This window comes from Streptomyces sp. NPDC049954 (genome assembly GCF_040656295.1).
Lineage (GTDB): Bacteria > Actinomycetota > Actinomycetes > Streptomycetales > Streptomycetaceae > Streptomyces.
This window is the reverse complement of record NZ_JBFALS010000007.1, coordinates 88,451-101,830: the sequence shown is the minus strand read 5'-3', so window position 1 is coordinate 101,830 and position 13,380 is coordinate 88,451. Positions and strand designations below refer to the sequence as shown.

General features: G+C 71.2%; 15 protein-coding genes. 3 read left to right on the top strand and 12 right to left on the bottom strand.

The features are described from left to right. Nucleotides 1-56: 56 nt before the first annotated feature. The 5 genes from AB0J21_RS17350 to AB0J21_RS17330 all read right to left on the bottom strand — a co-directional run bounded on the left by AB0J21_RS17350 (nt 57) and on the right by AB0J21_RS17330 (nt 4,227). The gene (locus AB0J21_RS17350; RefSeq protein ID WP_363147213.1) at nt 57-674 is read right to left on the bottom strand and encodes a TetR/AcrR family transcriptional regulator; all 618 of its coding nucleotides are present in this window, start codon (nt 672-674) and stop codon (nt 57-59) included. A 192-nt stretch (nt 675-866) separates the two neighbouring features. After that, nucleotides 867-2,249 (bottom strand): dicarboxylate/amino acid:cation symporter, encoded by a 1,383-nt coding sequence (locus AB0J21_RS17345; RefSeq protein WP_363146841.1) that lies wholly within the window; start codon nt 2,247-2,249, stop codon nt 867-869. A 405-nt stretch (nt 2,250-2,654) separates the two neighbouring features. Further along, nucleotides 2,655-2,993: a DUF4229 domain-containing protein gene (locus AB0J21_RS17340; RefSeq protein ID WP_363146840.1), complete on the bottom strand. Its 339-nt coding sequence runs from the start codon at nt 2,991-2,993 to the stop codon at nt 2,655-2,657. Between the two features lie 187 nt (nt 2,994-3,180). Further along, complete coding sequence (locus AB0J21_RS17335; RefSeq protein ID WP_363146839.1) at nt 3,181-3,702, bottom strand: GNAT family N-acetyltransferase; 522 nt, start codon at nt 3,700-3,702, stop codon at nt 3,181-3,183. A 162-nt stretch (nt 3,703-3,864) separates the two neighbouring features. Further along, on the bottom strand, nt 3,865-4,227 hold the full coding sequence (locus AB0J21_RS17330; RefSeq protein ID WP_363146838.1) for a nuclear transport factor 2 family protein: 363 nt from the start codon (nt 4,225-4,227) through the stop codon (nt 3,865-3,867). Nucleotides 4,228-4,377: 150 nt separating this feature from the next. Here AB0J21_RS17330 and AB0J21_RS17325 point away from each other — a divergent pair, with 150 nt between their 5' ends. Further along, the gene (locus AB0J21_RS17325) at nt 4,378-4,905 is read left to right on the top strand and encodes a helix-turn-helix domain-containing protein (RefSeq protein ID WP_363146837.1); all 528 of its coding nucleotides are present in this window, start codon (nt 4,378-4,380) and stop codon (nt 4,903-4,905) included. A 138-nt stretch (nt 4,906-5,043) separates the two neighbouring features. Here the strand turns inward: AB0J21_RS17325 and mqnE are convergent, their stop codons facing one another. The 3 genes from mqnE to AB0J21_RS17310 form a co-directional block, all read right to left on the bottom strand. Next, nucleotides 5,044-6,210: an aminofutalosine synthase MqnE gene (gene mqnE, locus AB0J21_RS17320; RefSeq protein ID WP_363146836.1), complete on the bottom strand. Its 1,167-nt coding sequence runs from the start codon at nt 6,208-6,210 to the stop codon at nt 5,044-5,046. A 98-nt stretch (nt 6,211-6,308) separates the two neighbouring features. After that, nucleotides 6,309-6,770 carry an Lrp/AsnC family transcriptional regulator gene (locus AB0J21_RS17315; protein ID WP_363146835.1) on the bottom strand — a complete coding sequence of 154 codons (462 nt, stop codon included), beginning with the start codon at nt 6,768-6,770 and terminating at the stop codon, nt 6,309-6,311. Between the two features lie 156 nt (nt 6,771-6,926). Beyond that, complete coding sequence (locus AB0J21_RS17310) at nt 6,927-7,604, bottom strand: UbiX family flavin prenyltransferase (RefSeq protein ID WP_363147212.1); 678 nt, start codon at nt 7,602-7,604, stop codon at nt 6,927-6,929. A gap of 146 nt (nt 7,605-7,750) precedes the next feature. Between AB0J21_RS17310 and AB0J21_RS17305 the strand changes: the two genes are divergently transcribed. Further along, nucleotides 7,751-8,368, top strand: a complete 618-nt coding sequence (locus AB0J21_RS17305) for a rhomboid family intramembrane serine protease (protein WP_363146834.1) — start codon at nt 7,751-7,753, stop codon at nt 8,366-8,368. 143 nt (nt 8,369-8,511) lie between these two features. Further along, a complete protein-coding gene (locus AB0J21_RS17300) occupies nt 8,512-8,919 on the top strand; it encodes a hypothetical protein (protein WP_363146833.1) in 408 nt (135 codons plus the stop codon). Nucleotides 8,920-8,982: 63 nt separating this feature from the next. Here the strand turns inward: AB0J21_RS17300 and AB0J21_RS17295 are convergent, their stop codons facing one another. The 4 genes from AB0J21_RS17295 to AB0J21_RS17280 form a co-directional block, all read right to left on the bottom strand. After that, the gene (locus AB0J21_RS17295) at nt 8,983-10,053 is read right to left on the bottom strand and encodes a glycoside hydrolase family 43 protein (RefSeq protein ID WP_363146830.1); all 1,071 of its coding nucleotides are present in this window, start codon (nt 10,051-10,053) and stop codon (nt 8,983-8,985) included. 290 nt (nt 10,054-10,343) lie between these two features. Next, nucleotides 10,344-10,904, bottom strand: a complete 561-nt coding sequence (locus AB0J21_RS17290) for a Uma2 family endonuclease (protein WP_363146829.1) — start codon at nt 10,902-10,904, stop codon at nt 10,344-10,346. Between the two features lie 45 nt (nt 10,905-10,949). Next, entirely contained in the window at nt 10,950-11,876 is a 927-nt protein-coding gene (gene mqnP / locus AB0J21_RS17285) for a menaquinone biosynthesis prenyltransferase MqnP (protein WP_363146828.1), read from the bottom strand. Continuing rightward, on the bottom strand, nt 11,873-13,324 hold the full coding sequence (locus AB0J21_RS17280; protein WP_363146827.1) for a menaquinone biosynthesis decarboxylase: 1,452 nt from the start codon (nt 13,322-13,324) through the stop codon (nt 11,873-11,875). The genes mqnP and AB0J21_RS17280 overlap by 4 nt, the downstream gene beginning before the upstream one ends. Nucleotides 13,325-13,380 lie beyond the last annotated feature (56 nt).

Genomic DNA, 13,380 nt, shown 5'->3' with positions numbered 1-13,380 from the left:
CGGCGCGGGTGCAGAAGGCTCCGTTCACCACGGGCGACTCGGCCGCATCAGCCCCCTCACTCCCCCGCCGCCCACCGCCGTCCCGCGACCAGGCCCTCAAGGCCCGTCCAGGCGAAGGCCATCAGGGTGCGGGCCGATTCGGCGGGGGTGAGGGAGGGGTCGGAGCCGGCGCGGGTGGCGAGGGACTCGGCGGCGCCGACGAGGGCGTGGGCCAGGCCCTCCACCTCGCGGACCGGCAGGTCCCGCGTGCCGTGCGCCGAGTGGGCCGCGTCCGCGATGAGGGCGGTCACCAGGGTCACGATCTGTTCGCGCATCGCGTCCGCGAGCCGGGCGAAGGGTTCGCCGTGTGTGCGGGCCCTGATGTGCAACACCTGCCAGCCGTCCCGGCGTTCGTCCGCGTACCGGAAGAACGCGGTGAGTCCGCGCCACAGTTGGCGGTCCGGCGGGTCCCCCGCGCGCACCCCGGCCTCGACCGCGCCCACCAGGGTCCGCGCCTCACGTTCGACGCAGGCGGTGAACATCTCCTCCTTGGAGTTCAGGTACAGGTACACGAGCGGCTTGGAGACTCCGGCGGCCTCCGCGATGTCGTCCATCGAGGCGGCCTGGTAGCCGCTGCGGCCGATCACCCGGACCGCCGCGTCCAGCATCTCCTGCTCCCGCTCGGCCCGGGGCATCCGCCGTGCCCGCCCCTTGACCTTGCCTTTCGCCACCTGCGTACTTTCGCCGTCCACCCGGTAAGCGTACGTGCGTACGAAGGCTTCCCGGGCCGCCCCGGCCACCGTCCTGGACCGTCCCAGGGAAACGCCCCGGCCCCCGGAGTGGCTCCGGGGGCCGGGGCGTTGATGGTGCGTTGGTGGTGCGGTGCGTCAGACGGCGACCGGTTCGGCCGGGCGGTCGGCCTTCTCGGCGGGCACCTCGTCGTCTCCCCAGCCGTCGAGCGGGGAGGAGTGCGCGGAGCCGTACGCCGTGAGGTCGAGCAGCTTCTCGCGGGCCGACACGATGATCGGGACCACGATCTGCCCGGCGACGTTGGTCGCCGTCCGCATCATGTCCAGGATCGGGTCGATCGCGAGGAGCAGGCCGACGCCCTCCATGGGCAGGCCCAGGGTGGAGAGGGTCAGGGTCAGCATGATCGTCGCGCCGGTGAGGCCGGCGGTGGCCGCCGAGCCGATGACCGAGACGAAGGCGATCAGCAGGTAGTCACCGAAACCGAGGTTGATGTCGAAGATCTGCGCGACGAAGATCGCGGCGATCGCCGGGTAGATCGCGGCGCAGCCGTCCATCTTGGTGGTCGCGCCGAACGGGACGCTGAAGCTCGCGTACTCCTTCGGCACCCCGAGGCGCTCGGTGACCCGCTGGGTGACCGGCATGGTGCCGACCGAGGAGCGGGAGACGAAGGCCAGCTGGATCGCGGGCCAGGCGCCCTTGAAGAACTGGAGCGGGCTGACCTTGGCGACCGTCGACAGCAGCAGCGGGTACACGCCGAACAGGACGATCGCGCAACCGACGTAGATGTCGGCGGTGAAGGTCGCGTACTTGCCGATGAGGTCCCAGCCGTACGTCGCGATGGCTTTGCCGATCAGGCCGACCGTGCCGAGGGGGGCGAGGCGGATGACCCACCACAGCGCCTTCTGCAGCAGTTCCAGGACGGACTCGCTCAGCGTCAGGATCGGCTGCGCCTTGTCGCCGATCTTGAGGACGGCGATACCGGCGACGACCGCGAGGAAGACGATCTGGAGCACGTTCAGCTCGGTGAACGGCGCGATGACGTTCTGCGGGATGATCCCGGTGAGGAAGTCGATCCAGGAGCCGGCGTGCTCCGGCTTGGCGCCGTCGGCCGGGGTCAGGTCGGTACCCGAGCCGGGGTTGGTGACCAGGCCGATGACCAGGCCGATCGCGACCGCGATGAGCGAGGTGATCATGAACCAGAGCAGGGTGCGGACGGCCAGCCGGGCCGCGTTGTTGACCTTGCGCAGGTTGGTGATCGACACCAGGATCGCGAAGAACACGAGCGGGGCCACGGCCAGCTTCAGCAGCTGGACGAAGATCTCGCCGATCTTCGACAGCGTGGTGCTGAGCCAGGAGACGTCCTGGCCGCGGGCGAGCCAGCCGAGCAGGGCGCCCAGGACGAGACCGCCGAGGATCTGCGCCCAGAACGGGACCTTGGGCAGACGGCGGCCGGCGGGCGGCGGGGCGGTGGGCTGCCGGTCGGCAGCTTCGCGGCCCGCCGGGGATATGTTCGCGGACACGACACACTCCGGTGGGGACAGAAAGGCGAGAAGGGGGACGGGGGCGTACGCGGGAGAGTGCTCAGCCGCGACGACAGGCCGCGGTGACCCGGCGGCACAGGTCGACATGCAGGCGCGCCACGAGCGCGGGGCTCATGGGGTGGCGGTCGCTCACTGCACGGGTCATGCCCGACACGTTAACACCAGCGCTTTGGGTTAATCAAAGCATTCCTTTGGGACAGTCCTGGGGCACGGGCCGTCATGAGCGGCTTCCGGACGGCCCCGGCGCGGCTCCCCATCGCTTCCCGGCCGGTTCCCGGGCATGAAAAAATCGCCGTATACCGAGGTATACGGCGATCAGGTACGGGAGTTGGGCCCATCGGCCACGGAGGGCGGGCGCCCCTCGGGCGTACGCCCCGCTACGGCTCAGCCGGCCTGGCTCTGCGCGCCCTGCGGAGTGCGGGCCGCCTCCTGCTCACGCTCGGTGCGGGCGACGTCGTCGGCCTCGTCCTCCATGGAGCGGTTCGCGGCCAGGTTGGTCTTCGCGCGGTCGACGCGGGCCACGATGGTCTCGGCGGCCCGGTCCCGGACACCGCGCAGGACGACGAAGCTGATGGGCGCGGAGATCACAAGCGCGAGCGCGATGATCCACAGGTAGTTGGAGTCGCCGAGCCCCTTGGGCAGCACCCCGCCGTAGACGAGCCCCCAGACCACCACGAAGCAGCCCGCGAAAATACCGAGACGCATCAGCGTGTAGCGGAGCATGTCTATCCACTCTTCCGTGTCGAAAGGGGCCCTCAGGGGCAGGGCGCCATACCAGTGAAGCATGTAAGGGGCGGCCCGCCGTCAAGGGGGGCCGCCCCTTTCGTACCGGCTCGCGCACCCACGCGTCACCGGCTCACTCAACCCCAGGTCACCCCGGGCCGGGGCCATGCCAGTCCAGCCGCCCGGGTCAGCCGAGGGTCTTGAGCATGACGATGTCGTCGCGGTCGTCCCCGGGGGCGACGCGGATGGCGCCCGGGACCCGGCCGACCTCCTTGTAGCCGCAGCGGGCGTAGAAGTTCTCCAGGCCGGTCCCGCCCCGGCAGGTCAGGCGGATCGCCTCGACGCCGTCCATGCCACGGGCCGCCTCGGCCGCCGCGTCCAGGAGGGCCCGGCCGTCGCCCTGCCCCTGGAGGCCGGGGTGGACCATCACGGTGTAGAGCCAGATCCAGTGGCGCATGAGGCGGTGCCGGTTCAGGGTCAGGAAGGCGGTGGCCCGCACCACGCCGTCCGCGTCCCGCCCGACGAGGAGCCGGTCGCCCTCGACCATGCCGATGAGCTGCTTGACGAGCTGGGGCCTGATGTCCTCGGGGGTGACGGGCGGGACGAAGCCGACGGAGCCGCCCGCGTTGCTGACGTCGGCCCACAGGGCCAGCACCTCGTCGCGCAGGGTCGCGTCGACCGCCGGATCGAGCGTGAACGTAAGGGTCATAGAGGAAGGGTAGCCATTACTCGGCCGGGAATCCAAGCGGCGCCGGAGCGGTCAGGACCTTCCCTGCGCTCCGGAACGGTCCCGACCGCACGACGGCTCCGCACGGCCGTCGGGGCGCGACGACTCCGCACGGCCGTCGGGGCGCGACGACTCCACCGGCCGTCAGGGCGCGATGACGAGTTCGCCGATCAGCCCCTCCCCCGCGAGGAGGAAGCGGTAGCGCAGGTCGACGCTGCCGCCGGGGAAGTCGCCTTCGAGGTGCCGGACGACGGTGTACCCGCCGGAGTCGTCGCGCTCGGCCCGCACGAGGGTGGTGGTGTAGGTGTACTCGGAAGCGGTCCGCCCCAGCCAGCCTTTGATGGCCTCGGTCCCCCGGTAGGAGCGGCCGTCGTCCGTGACGGCGGCCTCCGGGGCGAACGTGGCCACGGCGGCGGACAGGTCCCGCGCGTCGTGGGCCCGCAGATAGCGTTCGATCACCTCCGGCAGGTCTCCGGTGACGTCGACGGGTCCGGGTCGTTCGGTCATGACTGCCTCACTCGTGTGCCGGGGATGCCGGGAAGCCGGTGGCCCGGGCGAGCACCGGCCGCCGCGCGGACGCGCGACACGGCACAGCCCAGGACGCTGCTAAAATAGAAGTGACTGACTTCTACTTTAGCAGTAACTCGGGAGGGTGCCATGTCGCGCAAGATCCGGCTGGAGGACCGCCAGTGCCCGCTGTCGACCACGGTGCGGCACGTCGGCGAGTGGTGGACGCTGCTGATCCTGCACGACGCCTTCGACGGCTACACGCGCTTCGACCAGTTCCAGCAGAGCCTGTCCATCTCCACCAGCATGCTCACCGCACGGCTGAAGACCCTGGTGGCCGACGGTCTGCTGGAGCGGCGGCCCTATCAGGAGAACCCGGTCCGCCACGAGTACGTCCTGACCGAGCGCGGGCGTTCCCTGCGGCCCGTGATCGTGGCGCTGGCCGCCTGGGGCAACCGGCACCTCGCCCCCGAGGACCGGACCATGATCCTGGTCGACGCCGAGACCGGCCGCGAGACCGAGCCGGTCGTGGTGGACGCCCGCACCGGGAAGAGCCTCGACGACAGCGCGGCGTACGTCTTCACCGCCGGCCCGGCCGCCGACGGCGAGATGCGGGCGCGCTACGCCGAACTGGGGCGGCAACGGCGGGGCGACGGGCCCGGGCCGGGCACGGCGTGACCGCGCCATCGCCCCGTCCCACGACAGGACCCCGGCACCGCCGCCGTACGGGCGCGGTGCCGGGGTCCTGTGCGCAGCTCGCGTGCTTCGTGGTGCGCGTGCTTCGGGCTTCGCGAACGGGGGTGACCGGGCGGCCGGTCAGACGCGCATCGCCTGCGGGGCCTCGCGGCGGTCGCGGTCCGGGCCCTCGTACTCCTTGAGGATCTCGTAGTGCGTGTTGCGCTCGACGGGGCGGAAACCGGCGTCCCGGATGAGGTCGAGCAGGTCCTCGCGGGTCAGCTTGTTGGGCGTGCCGTAGTTGTCCGCGTCATGGGTGATCTTGTACTCGACGACCGAGCCGTCCATGTCGTCCGCCCCGTGCTGGAGGGCGAGCTGCGCGGTCTGGACGCCGTGCATGACCCAGAAGACCTTGACGTGCGGGACGTTGTCGAACAGCAGCCGGGAGACCGCGAAGGTCTTGAGCGCCTCGGCGCCGGAGGCCATCGTGGTGCGCGCCTGGAGGCGGTTGCGGATCTTGCCGTCCTTCATGTCCACGAAGTCGTGCTGGTAGCGCAGCGGGATGAAGACCTGGAAGCCGCCGGTCTCGTCCTGGAGTTCCCGCAGCCGCAGCACGTGGTCCACGCGGTGGCGGTGCTCCTCGATGTGCCCGTAGAGCATGGTCGAGGGGGTCTTGAGGCCCTTCTCGTGGGCGAGGCGGTGGATGCGCGACCAGTCCTCCCAGTGGGTCTTGTGGTCCACGATGTGCTGCCTCACCTCCCAGTCGAAGATCTCGGCGCCGCCGCCGGTGAGCGACTGGAGCCCCGCGTCGATGAGTTCGTCGAGGATCTCGGAGGCGGGCAGCCCTGAGATCGTCTCGAAGTGGTGGATCTCCGTCGCGGTGAACGCCTTGAGGGCGACCGTGTCGGGCAGCGCCTCCTTGAGGGCGCTGAGCGAACGCGGGTAGTAGCGCCACGGCAGGGTCGGGTGCAGGCCGTTGACGATGTGCAGCTCGGTGAGGTTCTCGCCCTCCATCGTCTTCGCGAGACGGACGGCCTCCTCGATGCGCATCGTGTACGCGTCCTTCTCGCCCGGCTTGCGCTGGAAGGAGCAGTAGGCGCACGAGGCGGTGCACACGTTGGTCATGTTGAGGTGACGGTTGACGTTGAAGTGGACGACGTCACCGTTCTTGCGGGTGCGCACCTCGTGGGCGAGACCGCCGAGCCAGGCCAGGTCGTCGCTGGCGTAGAGGGCGATCCCGTCCTCACGGCTCAACCGCTCACCGGCGCGGACCTTCTGCTCCAGCTCACGCTTGAGTCCCGCATCCATGCGGCCGCCTCCCAAATGTCTACGTACCGGACCACCACACGGTACTCCCCGCCGCGCGCCGCGCTCGGGGCGGGCGGCGCCCGCCCCGTCTCCGGCGGCTACTCCTCCGACTCCTCGGGGAGTTCGCCGACCCGGTTCTCCCACTTGGTGGAGAGGACGACGGTGGTGCGGGTGCGCGAGACGCCGCTCGTGCCGGACAGCCTGCGGATGGTGCGCTCCAGGCCGTCGACGTCGCTCGCGCGGACCTTGAGCATGTACGAGTCGTCGCCCGCGATGAACCAGCAGTCCTCGATCTCGCTCAGGTCGCGCAGCCGCTGCGCCACCTCCTCGTGGTCGGCGGCGTCGCTCAGCGAGATCCCGATCAGGGCGATCACCCCGAGGCCGAGGGAGGCGGCGTCGACGGTCGCGCGGTAGCCGGTGATGACCCCGGCGGCCTCAAGACGGTTGATGCGGTCCGTGACGCTCGGTCCGGAGAGGCCGACGAGGCGGCCCAGTTCGGCGTAGGAGGCCCGTCCGTTCTCGCGCAGAGCCTGGATGAGCCTTCTGTCCACGGCGTCCATAATCCCCGTAACCTTTCATTGTTCGCGGCCCTGCGAGCTTACATACGGATTCGAAGGTACGTAGGGGCCGAATCCTACGAAACAGCGCACCGATCGGCGGGTTTCTCGGAGCCTCGGCGCCCCGGCGGCCCCGGTGTGCGCGGTGTCCTGCCCGGCTCAGGTCTGCCGGGCGGCCCCCAGCTCCCCGCTCCAGCGACGGTAGAGGCCGTGCTCGACCCCGGCCGCGTCGAGGGCCCGTCCCGCGACGAAGTCCACGAGGTCCTGGATGTGGGTGGCGCCCGCGTAGAAGGCGGGGGACGCCGGGAGCACCACGGCGCCGGCCTCGTCGAGGGCGAGGAGCTGCTTGAGGGTCGCGCGGCCCAGCGGGGTCTCGCGTACGGCGACGACGAGCGGGCGCCGCTCCTTGAGGGTGACGCTCGCGGTGCGCTGGAGCAGGTCCTTGGACAGGCCCAGCGCGATCCCGGCGACGCTCGCGGTGGAGGCGGGCACCACGATCATCCCGCGCGCCGGGTACGAGCCGGAGGAGGGCCCGGCCCCGAGGTCCCCGGCGGGCCAGTGGCGTACGGCGCCGAGGTCCGGCACCGGGAAGGTGCCGGGTTTGCCGTCGGCGCCCCGGGCGAGCCACTGGGAGAGGTCCTCGCGCCAGTGGGCGTCCCGGAAGGAGATGCCGGTCTCGTCCAGCAGGGTGAGGCGGGCGGCGCGGCTCACGACGAGGTCCACGCTCTGTCCGGCGGCGAGCAGGGCGCGCAGGACGGCGGCGGCGTACGGGGTGCCGGAGGCGCCGGAGACCCCGACGATCCACGGGCGGCGCGGCGGGCCGCCGGGACCGGGCACGGGGTCACGGGCTTCCCGCGGCTGGTTCGTCGTCCTCGCTGGCTCCACGCCGTCGAGCCTAACCGGCGGCCCCCGCCCGCGCCCCGGGGGGCGGAACCAGGGCGGGGCGCCGGACGTTCCAGGGGAACAGGGGAGGGAGAGCGCCCATGGCTTCGGACACGACGACCACCACGGCCAACGCGCGCGGGGGCCGGATCAGGACGGCGGCGCTGCTGTCGGGCGGCTGGCTCGCGCTGCTGTGGTTCCTGGAGATCGTGGACTCCGCGACGCACCACGCGCTGGACACGTACGGGATCAGCCCGCGCGAGGCCGGCGAGATCCGCGACATCGTCCCGGCCGCGTTCCTGCACTTCGGCTTCGACCACCTCGCGGCGAACAGCATCCCGCTGCTGGTCCTCGCCTTCCTGACCGCGCTGTCGGGCGCGGGCCGCCTGATAGCCGTCTCGACGGTGGTCATCCTGATCAGCGGCGCGGGCGTGTGGCTGCTGGCGCCCGCGTACTCGGTGACGGCGGGCGCCTCGGGCGTGGTCTTCGGCCTGTTCGGCTACCTGCTGGTGCGCGGTTTCGTGGACCGGCGGCTCCTCGACGTCGTCCTCGGCCTGGTCGTCGCCGTCGTCTACGGCTCGATCCTGTGGGGCGCCCTGCCCACCGCCGAGGGCGTGAGCTGGCAGGCCCACCTGTTCGGCCTGATCGGCGGCGTGGTCGCGGCCTTCGTCGTCCGGACACCGAGGGGGCGGCCGGCGGTGAGCAGCGGCGAGGGGTAGCGGGGGCCGCGCCTGCCGTTCGGCCCGATGGTCGGGGGCTTCGACTGCGCGATCCGGTGCGCCCTGGTCTCCCGGGAGCCGCGCTCGTCCTCCCTTCCGCTCCGGCAGTCCGGTGCCGTGCCGTGCCTGTCATCCTGCTGCCCATGTCCGCACGACGCCGAAGACTGCCCAGGGACCGCGCCTGGCCACTGACCGCCACCGACATCGACGCGTGCCTGGGCGCCCACCGGGACCACGTCACCGAGCTGCGGTTTCTCACCGGGCAGGACAGCGGGACCCTCGTCCTGGGCGCGGCGTGGGTCGCCCCGGCCCCTTCGAACCACGGCCGCGGCACCCACCCGGACGCGGTCGGTCTCTGGATCGACGTGCACCCCGTCGCCGCCGCCGACCGCGCGGCGACCCGCGCCCTCCTGCGGACGCTCGCCCTCCCGCAGCTCCACGAGTGGGTCACGCGGGGCATCGACGCCGACGAGACCTGGCGGCTGACCTCCCACCAGCACTACTGGCGGCTGTCCGGGGGCCTGCTCAGTCACGGGGACGAGGCGGGGTGACCGGCCGGCCGTCGGGGCGCGCGGTGTCCGGCGTCGTCGGGCCCCCGGTCACCCCGGCGGGACTCACTCGAAGAACTTCAGGCTCCAGCCGGTGTCCGAGGCCGCGCCCGGGGAGTTGGCGCGGGTGTACGTCGTGTCGCCCCACCAGGCGAAGCTGCCGGTGTACCAGTAGCGGTTCTCCCAGGCGTACGGGGTGCCCTTGGGGACGGCGTGGAACATGAGCGGGAACCGGGGGCCGGCGGGCGGGCTGGTGTTGATGTCGCCGTCGGCGAGTACGAAGCTGTGGTGGCCGGGGCCGTTGACGTTCAGCGTCGGGTCCCAGCCGGGCATCATCGTGGACCCGTTGGAGCCGAACAGGCAGCCGTTGGACTTGTACCAGTCCCATACGGAGCCGGGGTCGCCGCCCGCCTTCAGCCGCAGGTCGCCGAGGCAGTACTGCTCGCTCCAGCTGCCGTTGGCGGAGTACACGACGTGCAGTTGCCCGTTCGGGTCCCTGATCGGCTCGGGGCCCTCGTTGATGAACGGGTCGCCCACCACCCGCTCCCAGCTCTCCCGGGGCTGCGAGATGAGGTGACGGTCGCCGGTCGGCGTGGTGGGGCTGCTCATCCTCGCCACGTACAGGTTCTGCTCGACGTTGGTGTCCCCGGCCCAGCCGGACCACACGAACCAGCGCTGCCCCTCGAAGGTGAACAGCGCCCCGTCGATGGCCCACTTGTCCTCGGGCAGGGCCAGCTTCGTCTCGGCGCCGTACCCGCTGTCCGGGCTGTCGGAGCTGATGACGTACATCCGGTGGTCCGGTCCGCGCCCCGCCGAGAAGTAGATGTAGTAGCGGCCGCCGTCGCGCACGATCTCGGGGGCCCACACCTCGCCGTGCCCCGCGTCGTCCGACCAGACCTTGCGGGCGGGAGCGGCGGCCAGTCCGTCCGTGGAGGACGCCTGCCGTACGACGATCCCGCCGTCCGCGGACTGCACCGCGACGTACGTGTCCCCGACGCGCAGGACGCTCGGGTCGGCGCCCCGCAGGCCGGTCTGTGCCGCCTGGGCGTGGTCGGCGGCGGGTGGGCACACCACGGCGGCGAGCGCGGCGGTCAGGGCGAAGGCGGCGGCGCTGAAGAAACGGCGGGAGGTTCGCATCGTCAAGTCCCCTGCTCGGCCTCCGTTTCGACGCCGGTCCCCGGTCCGGCGCGCACCGGACCGGGGACGACGTCCGGGGCGGGGCCGCAGTGGAGGCGGCGGTGGGGGACGGCCCCGGCCCCGGGTGTCTCTCCCGCTTCCGCACCGCCCGGCGACACCGGGATTACCCGGCGACCCCCGGATTACATCGATGCAAAAGCGCTCCCCCAGCTTCAGGAGAGGGCCTGAACATGTCAACCCGTTGGACAGGAGAAGCGGAGGCAGGGGCGAACCGGGGCGGACCGGGAACCTCAGCCCGCGTCCACCGGCAGGCCACTCAGGTCGACGGTGAGCCTGCCGAAGACCTCGGTCTCAACGGTCAGCTTCCCCCCGTAGGGGATGGTGTCCCGCCCCAGGTAGCCCGCCGCGCCCGGGTTCCAGAAGGTGACGCACTCGGCGCGGTACGGGTCGAAGACCAGATAGTGCCGGATGCCACGCCCCGCGTACCGCACCGGCTTCAGATCGTAGTCGCGGCGGACACTGCCCGGCGAGACGACCTCGACGACCAGTTCGACGAGGTCGGGGGCGTAGACGCTGCGGTTCGCCTCCACCTCGGGGCGGGGGAGGACGGCGAGGTCGGGGCAGAACTCGGTCTCCCCGTCGAAGAGGAAAGCGACGTCCGTGGTGAAATCCCAGTCGTCGGACAACTGTGCTTCAAGCGCCTCCCACACCAGCTTGATGGTCTTGCCGTGGTGGGGTCGAACCGGACTCATCACGATGCTGCCCTCGACGATCTCTGTCCGGTAACCGGGGAACATGTCCTCGAACCGGGTGAGCTGTGAGTGCAGGCGCTCGGCCTCTGTGAGGGACACGGTGAGCCTCCCTTTCCCTGCTCCTCATGGTAGAGGCGACCGTAGCTAAACCGTCAGCCCCCGCACCAGGAGATCCAGCAGCGCGCACACGAACAGGGCGATGCCGATGAATCCGTTGACGCTGAAGAAGGCCCGGTTGAGGCGGCTGAGGTCGTGCGGGCGGACGATGGAGTGTTCGTAGACGAAGGCGACGGCGACGATCACGAGGCCGATCCAGAAGAACACCCCGGCGCCGGTGGCCAGCGCGTACCAGACGAGGAGGCCGGTGGTGACGACGGCGGAGCCGCGCGCGCCGTACAGCGCGGCGGGGATGCCGAAGCGGGCCGGGACCGACTTCACTCCGTGGGCGCGGTCGGCCGCGACGTCCTGGCAGCCGAAGATCAGGTCGAAACCGCCGATCCACACGCCGACGGCGACACCGAGGATCACCGCGTGCCAGGACCACTCGCCCGTGACCGCGATCCACGCGCCGATCGGTCCCATGGCCTGCGCGAGGCCGAGGATCGCGTGCGGGAAGTTCGTGAACCGCTTGCCGTACGGGTAGACGACCATCGGGACGACCGCGACCGGCGCGAGCGCCAGGCACAGCGGGTTGAGCAGCGCGGCGGCGCCCAGGAACACGACGAGGGCGACGAGCGCGCCGGTCCACGCCGACTTCACGGAGACCGCGCCGGTGACCAGTTCCCGGTTGGCGGTGCGCGGGTTACGGGCGTCGATCTCGCGGTCGATGATCCGGTTGGCGGCCATCGCGAAGGTGCGCAGCCCGACCATCGCGACGGTCACGAGCAGCAGCCGGCCCCAGTGGATGTTCTCGTCCAGCGCGAACATCGCGGTGAGCGAGGCGATGTAGGCGAAGGGCAGGGCGAAGACCGAGTGCTCGATCATGACGAGCCGCAGGAACGCCGAGACGCCGCCCCTGGACTGCGGCGGCCGGGCCGCCGTTCCCCCGCCGACCGTGGCCTCTGAACTCACAGCCCGTACTCCTTCCAGCGCTTGGTGACCCGCTCGGCGACCTCCGGGTCGGAGGCGACCATCTCCGGCCAGCCGCCGTCCCGGGTGTAGCCCTCCTCGGGCCACTTCCGGGTCGCGTCGATCCCGGCCTTGCCTCCCCAGAACTGCTGGTAGGAGGCGTGGTCGAGGTGGTCGACGGGGCCTTCGACGACGGTCAGGTCGCGCGCGTAGTCCGTGTTGCCGAAGGCGCGCCAGGCGACCTCGTGCAGATCGTGCACGTCGCAGTCGGAGTCGACGACCACGATGAGCTTGGTCAGCGACATCATGTGCGCACCCCAGACCGCGTGCATCACCTTCTGGGCGTGCTTCGGGTACTTCTTGTCGATGGAAACGATCGCACAGTTATGGAATCCGCCCGCTTCGGGCAGGTGGTAGTCCACGATGTCGGGCACGATCACCTTGAGCAGCGGCCGGAAGAAGCGTTCGGTGGCGCGGCCGAGCGGTCCGTCCTCGGTGGGCGGCCGGCCCACCACGATCGACTGGAGCAGCGGGCGGCGGCGCATCGTGACGGTGTCGATGGTGAGCGCGGGGAACGGCTCCTGCGGGGTGTAGAACCCGGTGTGGTCGCCGAAGGGGCCCTCGGGCAGCATCTCGCCCGGCTCCAGCCAGCCCTCCAGGACCACTTCGGCCCGGGCGGGGACCTGGAGCGGGACGCTCACGCAGTCGACCATGTCGATCCGCTTGCCCTGCACGAAGCCCGCGAACAGGTACTCGTCGATGTCGCCGGGCAGCGGGGCGGTCGCCGCGTAGGTCACGGCGGGCGGGCAGCCGAAGGCGATGGCGACGGGCAGGCGCTCCCCGCGCCGCGCGGCGACCTGGTAGTGGTTGCGGCTGTCCTTGTGGATCTGCCAGTGCATGCCGATGGTGCGCGCGTCGTGGCGCTGGAGGCGGTAGAGGCCGAGGTTGCGCACCCCGGACTCGGGGTCCTTGGTGTGGGTGAGGCCGAGGTTGAAGAAGGAACCGCCGTCCTCGGGCCAGGTGAAGAGGGCCGGCAGCCGGTTCAGGTCGACCTCCTCGCCGCGCAGCACGACCTCCTGGACGGGCGCGTCCTTCACCTTCTTCGGCGGGACGTGCACCATCGAGCCGAGCTTGCCGAAGGCCTCGCGGACGCCGACGAAGCCGTGCGGCAGCTCCGGCTTGAGCAGTCCGCCGATCATGTCGCCGATGTCGTCGTAGGACTTCAGGCCGAGCGCCTTGAGCAGCCGCCGGTCGGTCCCGTAGACGTTCATCGCGAGCGGCATCGCCGAGCCCTTGACGTTCTCGAAGAGGAGGGCGGGCCCGCCGGCCTTGTTGACCCGGTCGACGATCTCACCGACCTCCAGGTGGGGGTCGACTTCAGCCTTGACGCGCCTGAGGTCGCCGTCGCGTTCCAGGGCCCTCAGCAGCGAGCGGAGATCGTCGTAAGCCATGCGGTCCAGTATCCGGCACCGGATAACCTGGCCGGGTAACGGGGCCCGTACCGGAG

Bases quoted from the DNA above. Each gene is read 5' to 3' on its own strand.
- AB0J21_RS17350 (WP_363147213.1), bottom strand. From the start codon at position 674: ATGCCCCGGGCCGAGCGGGAGCAGGAGATGCTGGACGCGGCGGTCCGG.
- AB0J21_RS17340 (WP_363146840.1), bottom strand. From the start codon at position 2,993: ATGCTCCGCTACACGCTGATGCGTCTCGGTATTTTCGCGGGCTGCTTC.
- AB0J21_RS17335 (WP_363146839.1), bottom strand. From the start codon at position 3,702: ATGACCCTTACGTTCACGCTCGATCCGGCGGTCGACGCGACCCTGCGC.
- AB0J21_RS17330 (WP_363146838.1), bottom strand. From the start codon at position 4,227: ATGACCGAACGACCCGGACCCGTCGACGTCACCGGAGACCTGCCGGAG.
- AB0J21_RS17325 (WP_363146837.1), top strand. From the start codon at position 4,378: ATGTCGCGCAAGATCCGGCTGGAGGACCGCCAGTGCCCGCTGTCGACC.
- mqnE (WP_363146836.1), bottom strand. From the start codon at position 6,210: ATGGATGCGGGACTCAAGCGTGAGCTGGAGCAGAAGGTCCGCGCCGGT.
- AB0J21_RS17315 (WP_363146835.1), bottom strand. From the start codon at position 6,770: ATGGACGCCGTGGACAGAAGGCTCATCCAGGCTCTGCGCGAGAACGGA.
- AB0J21_RS17305 (WP_363146834.1), top strand. From the start codon at position 7,751: ATGGCTTCGGACACGACGACCACCACGGCCAACGCGCGCGGGGGCCGG.
- AB0J21_RS17300 (WP_363146833.1), top strand. From the start codon at position 8,512: ATGTCCGCACGACGCCGAAGACTGCCCAGGGACCGCGCCTGGCCACTG.
- AB0J21_RS17295 (WP_363146830.1), bottom strand. From the start codon at position 10,053: ATGCGAACCTCCCGCCGTTTCTTCAGCGCCGCCGCCTTCGCCCTGACC.
- AB0J21_RS17280 (WP_363146827.1), bottom strand. From the start codon at position 13,324: ATGGCTTACGACGATCTCCGCTCGCTGCTGAGGGCCCTGGAACGCGAC.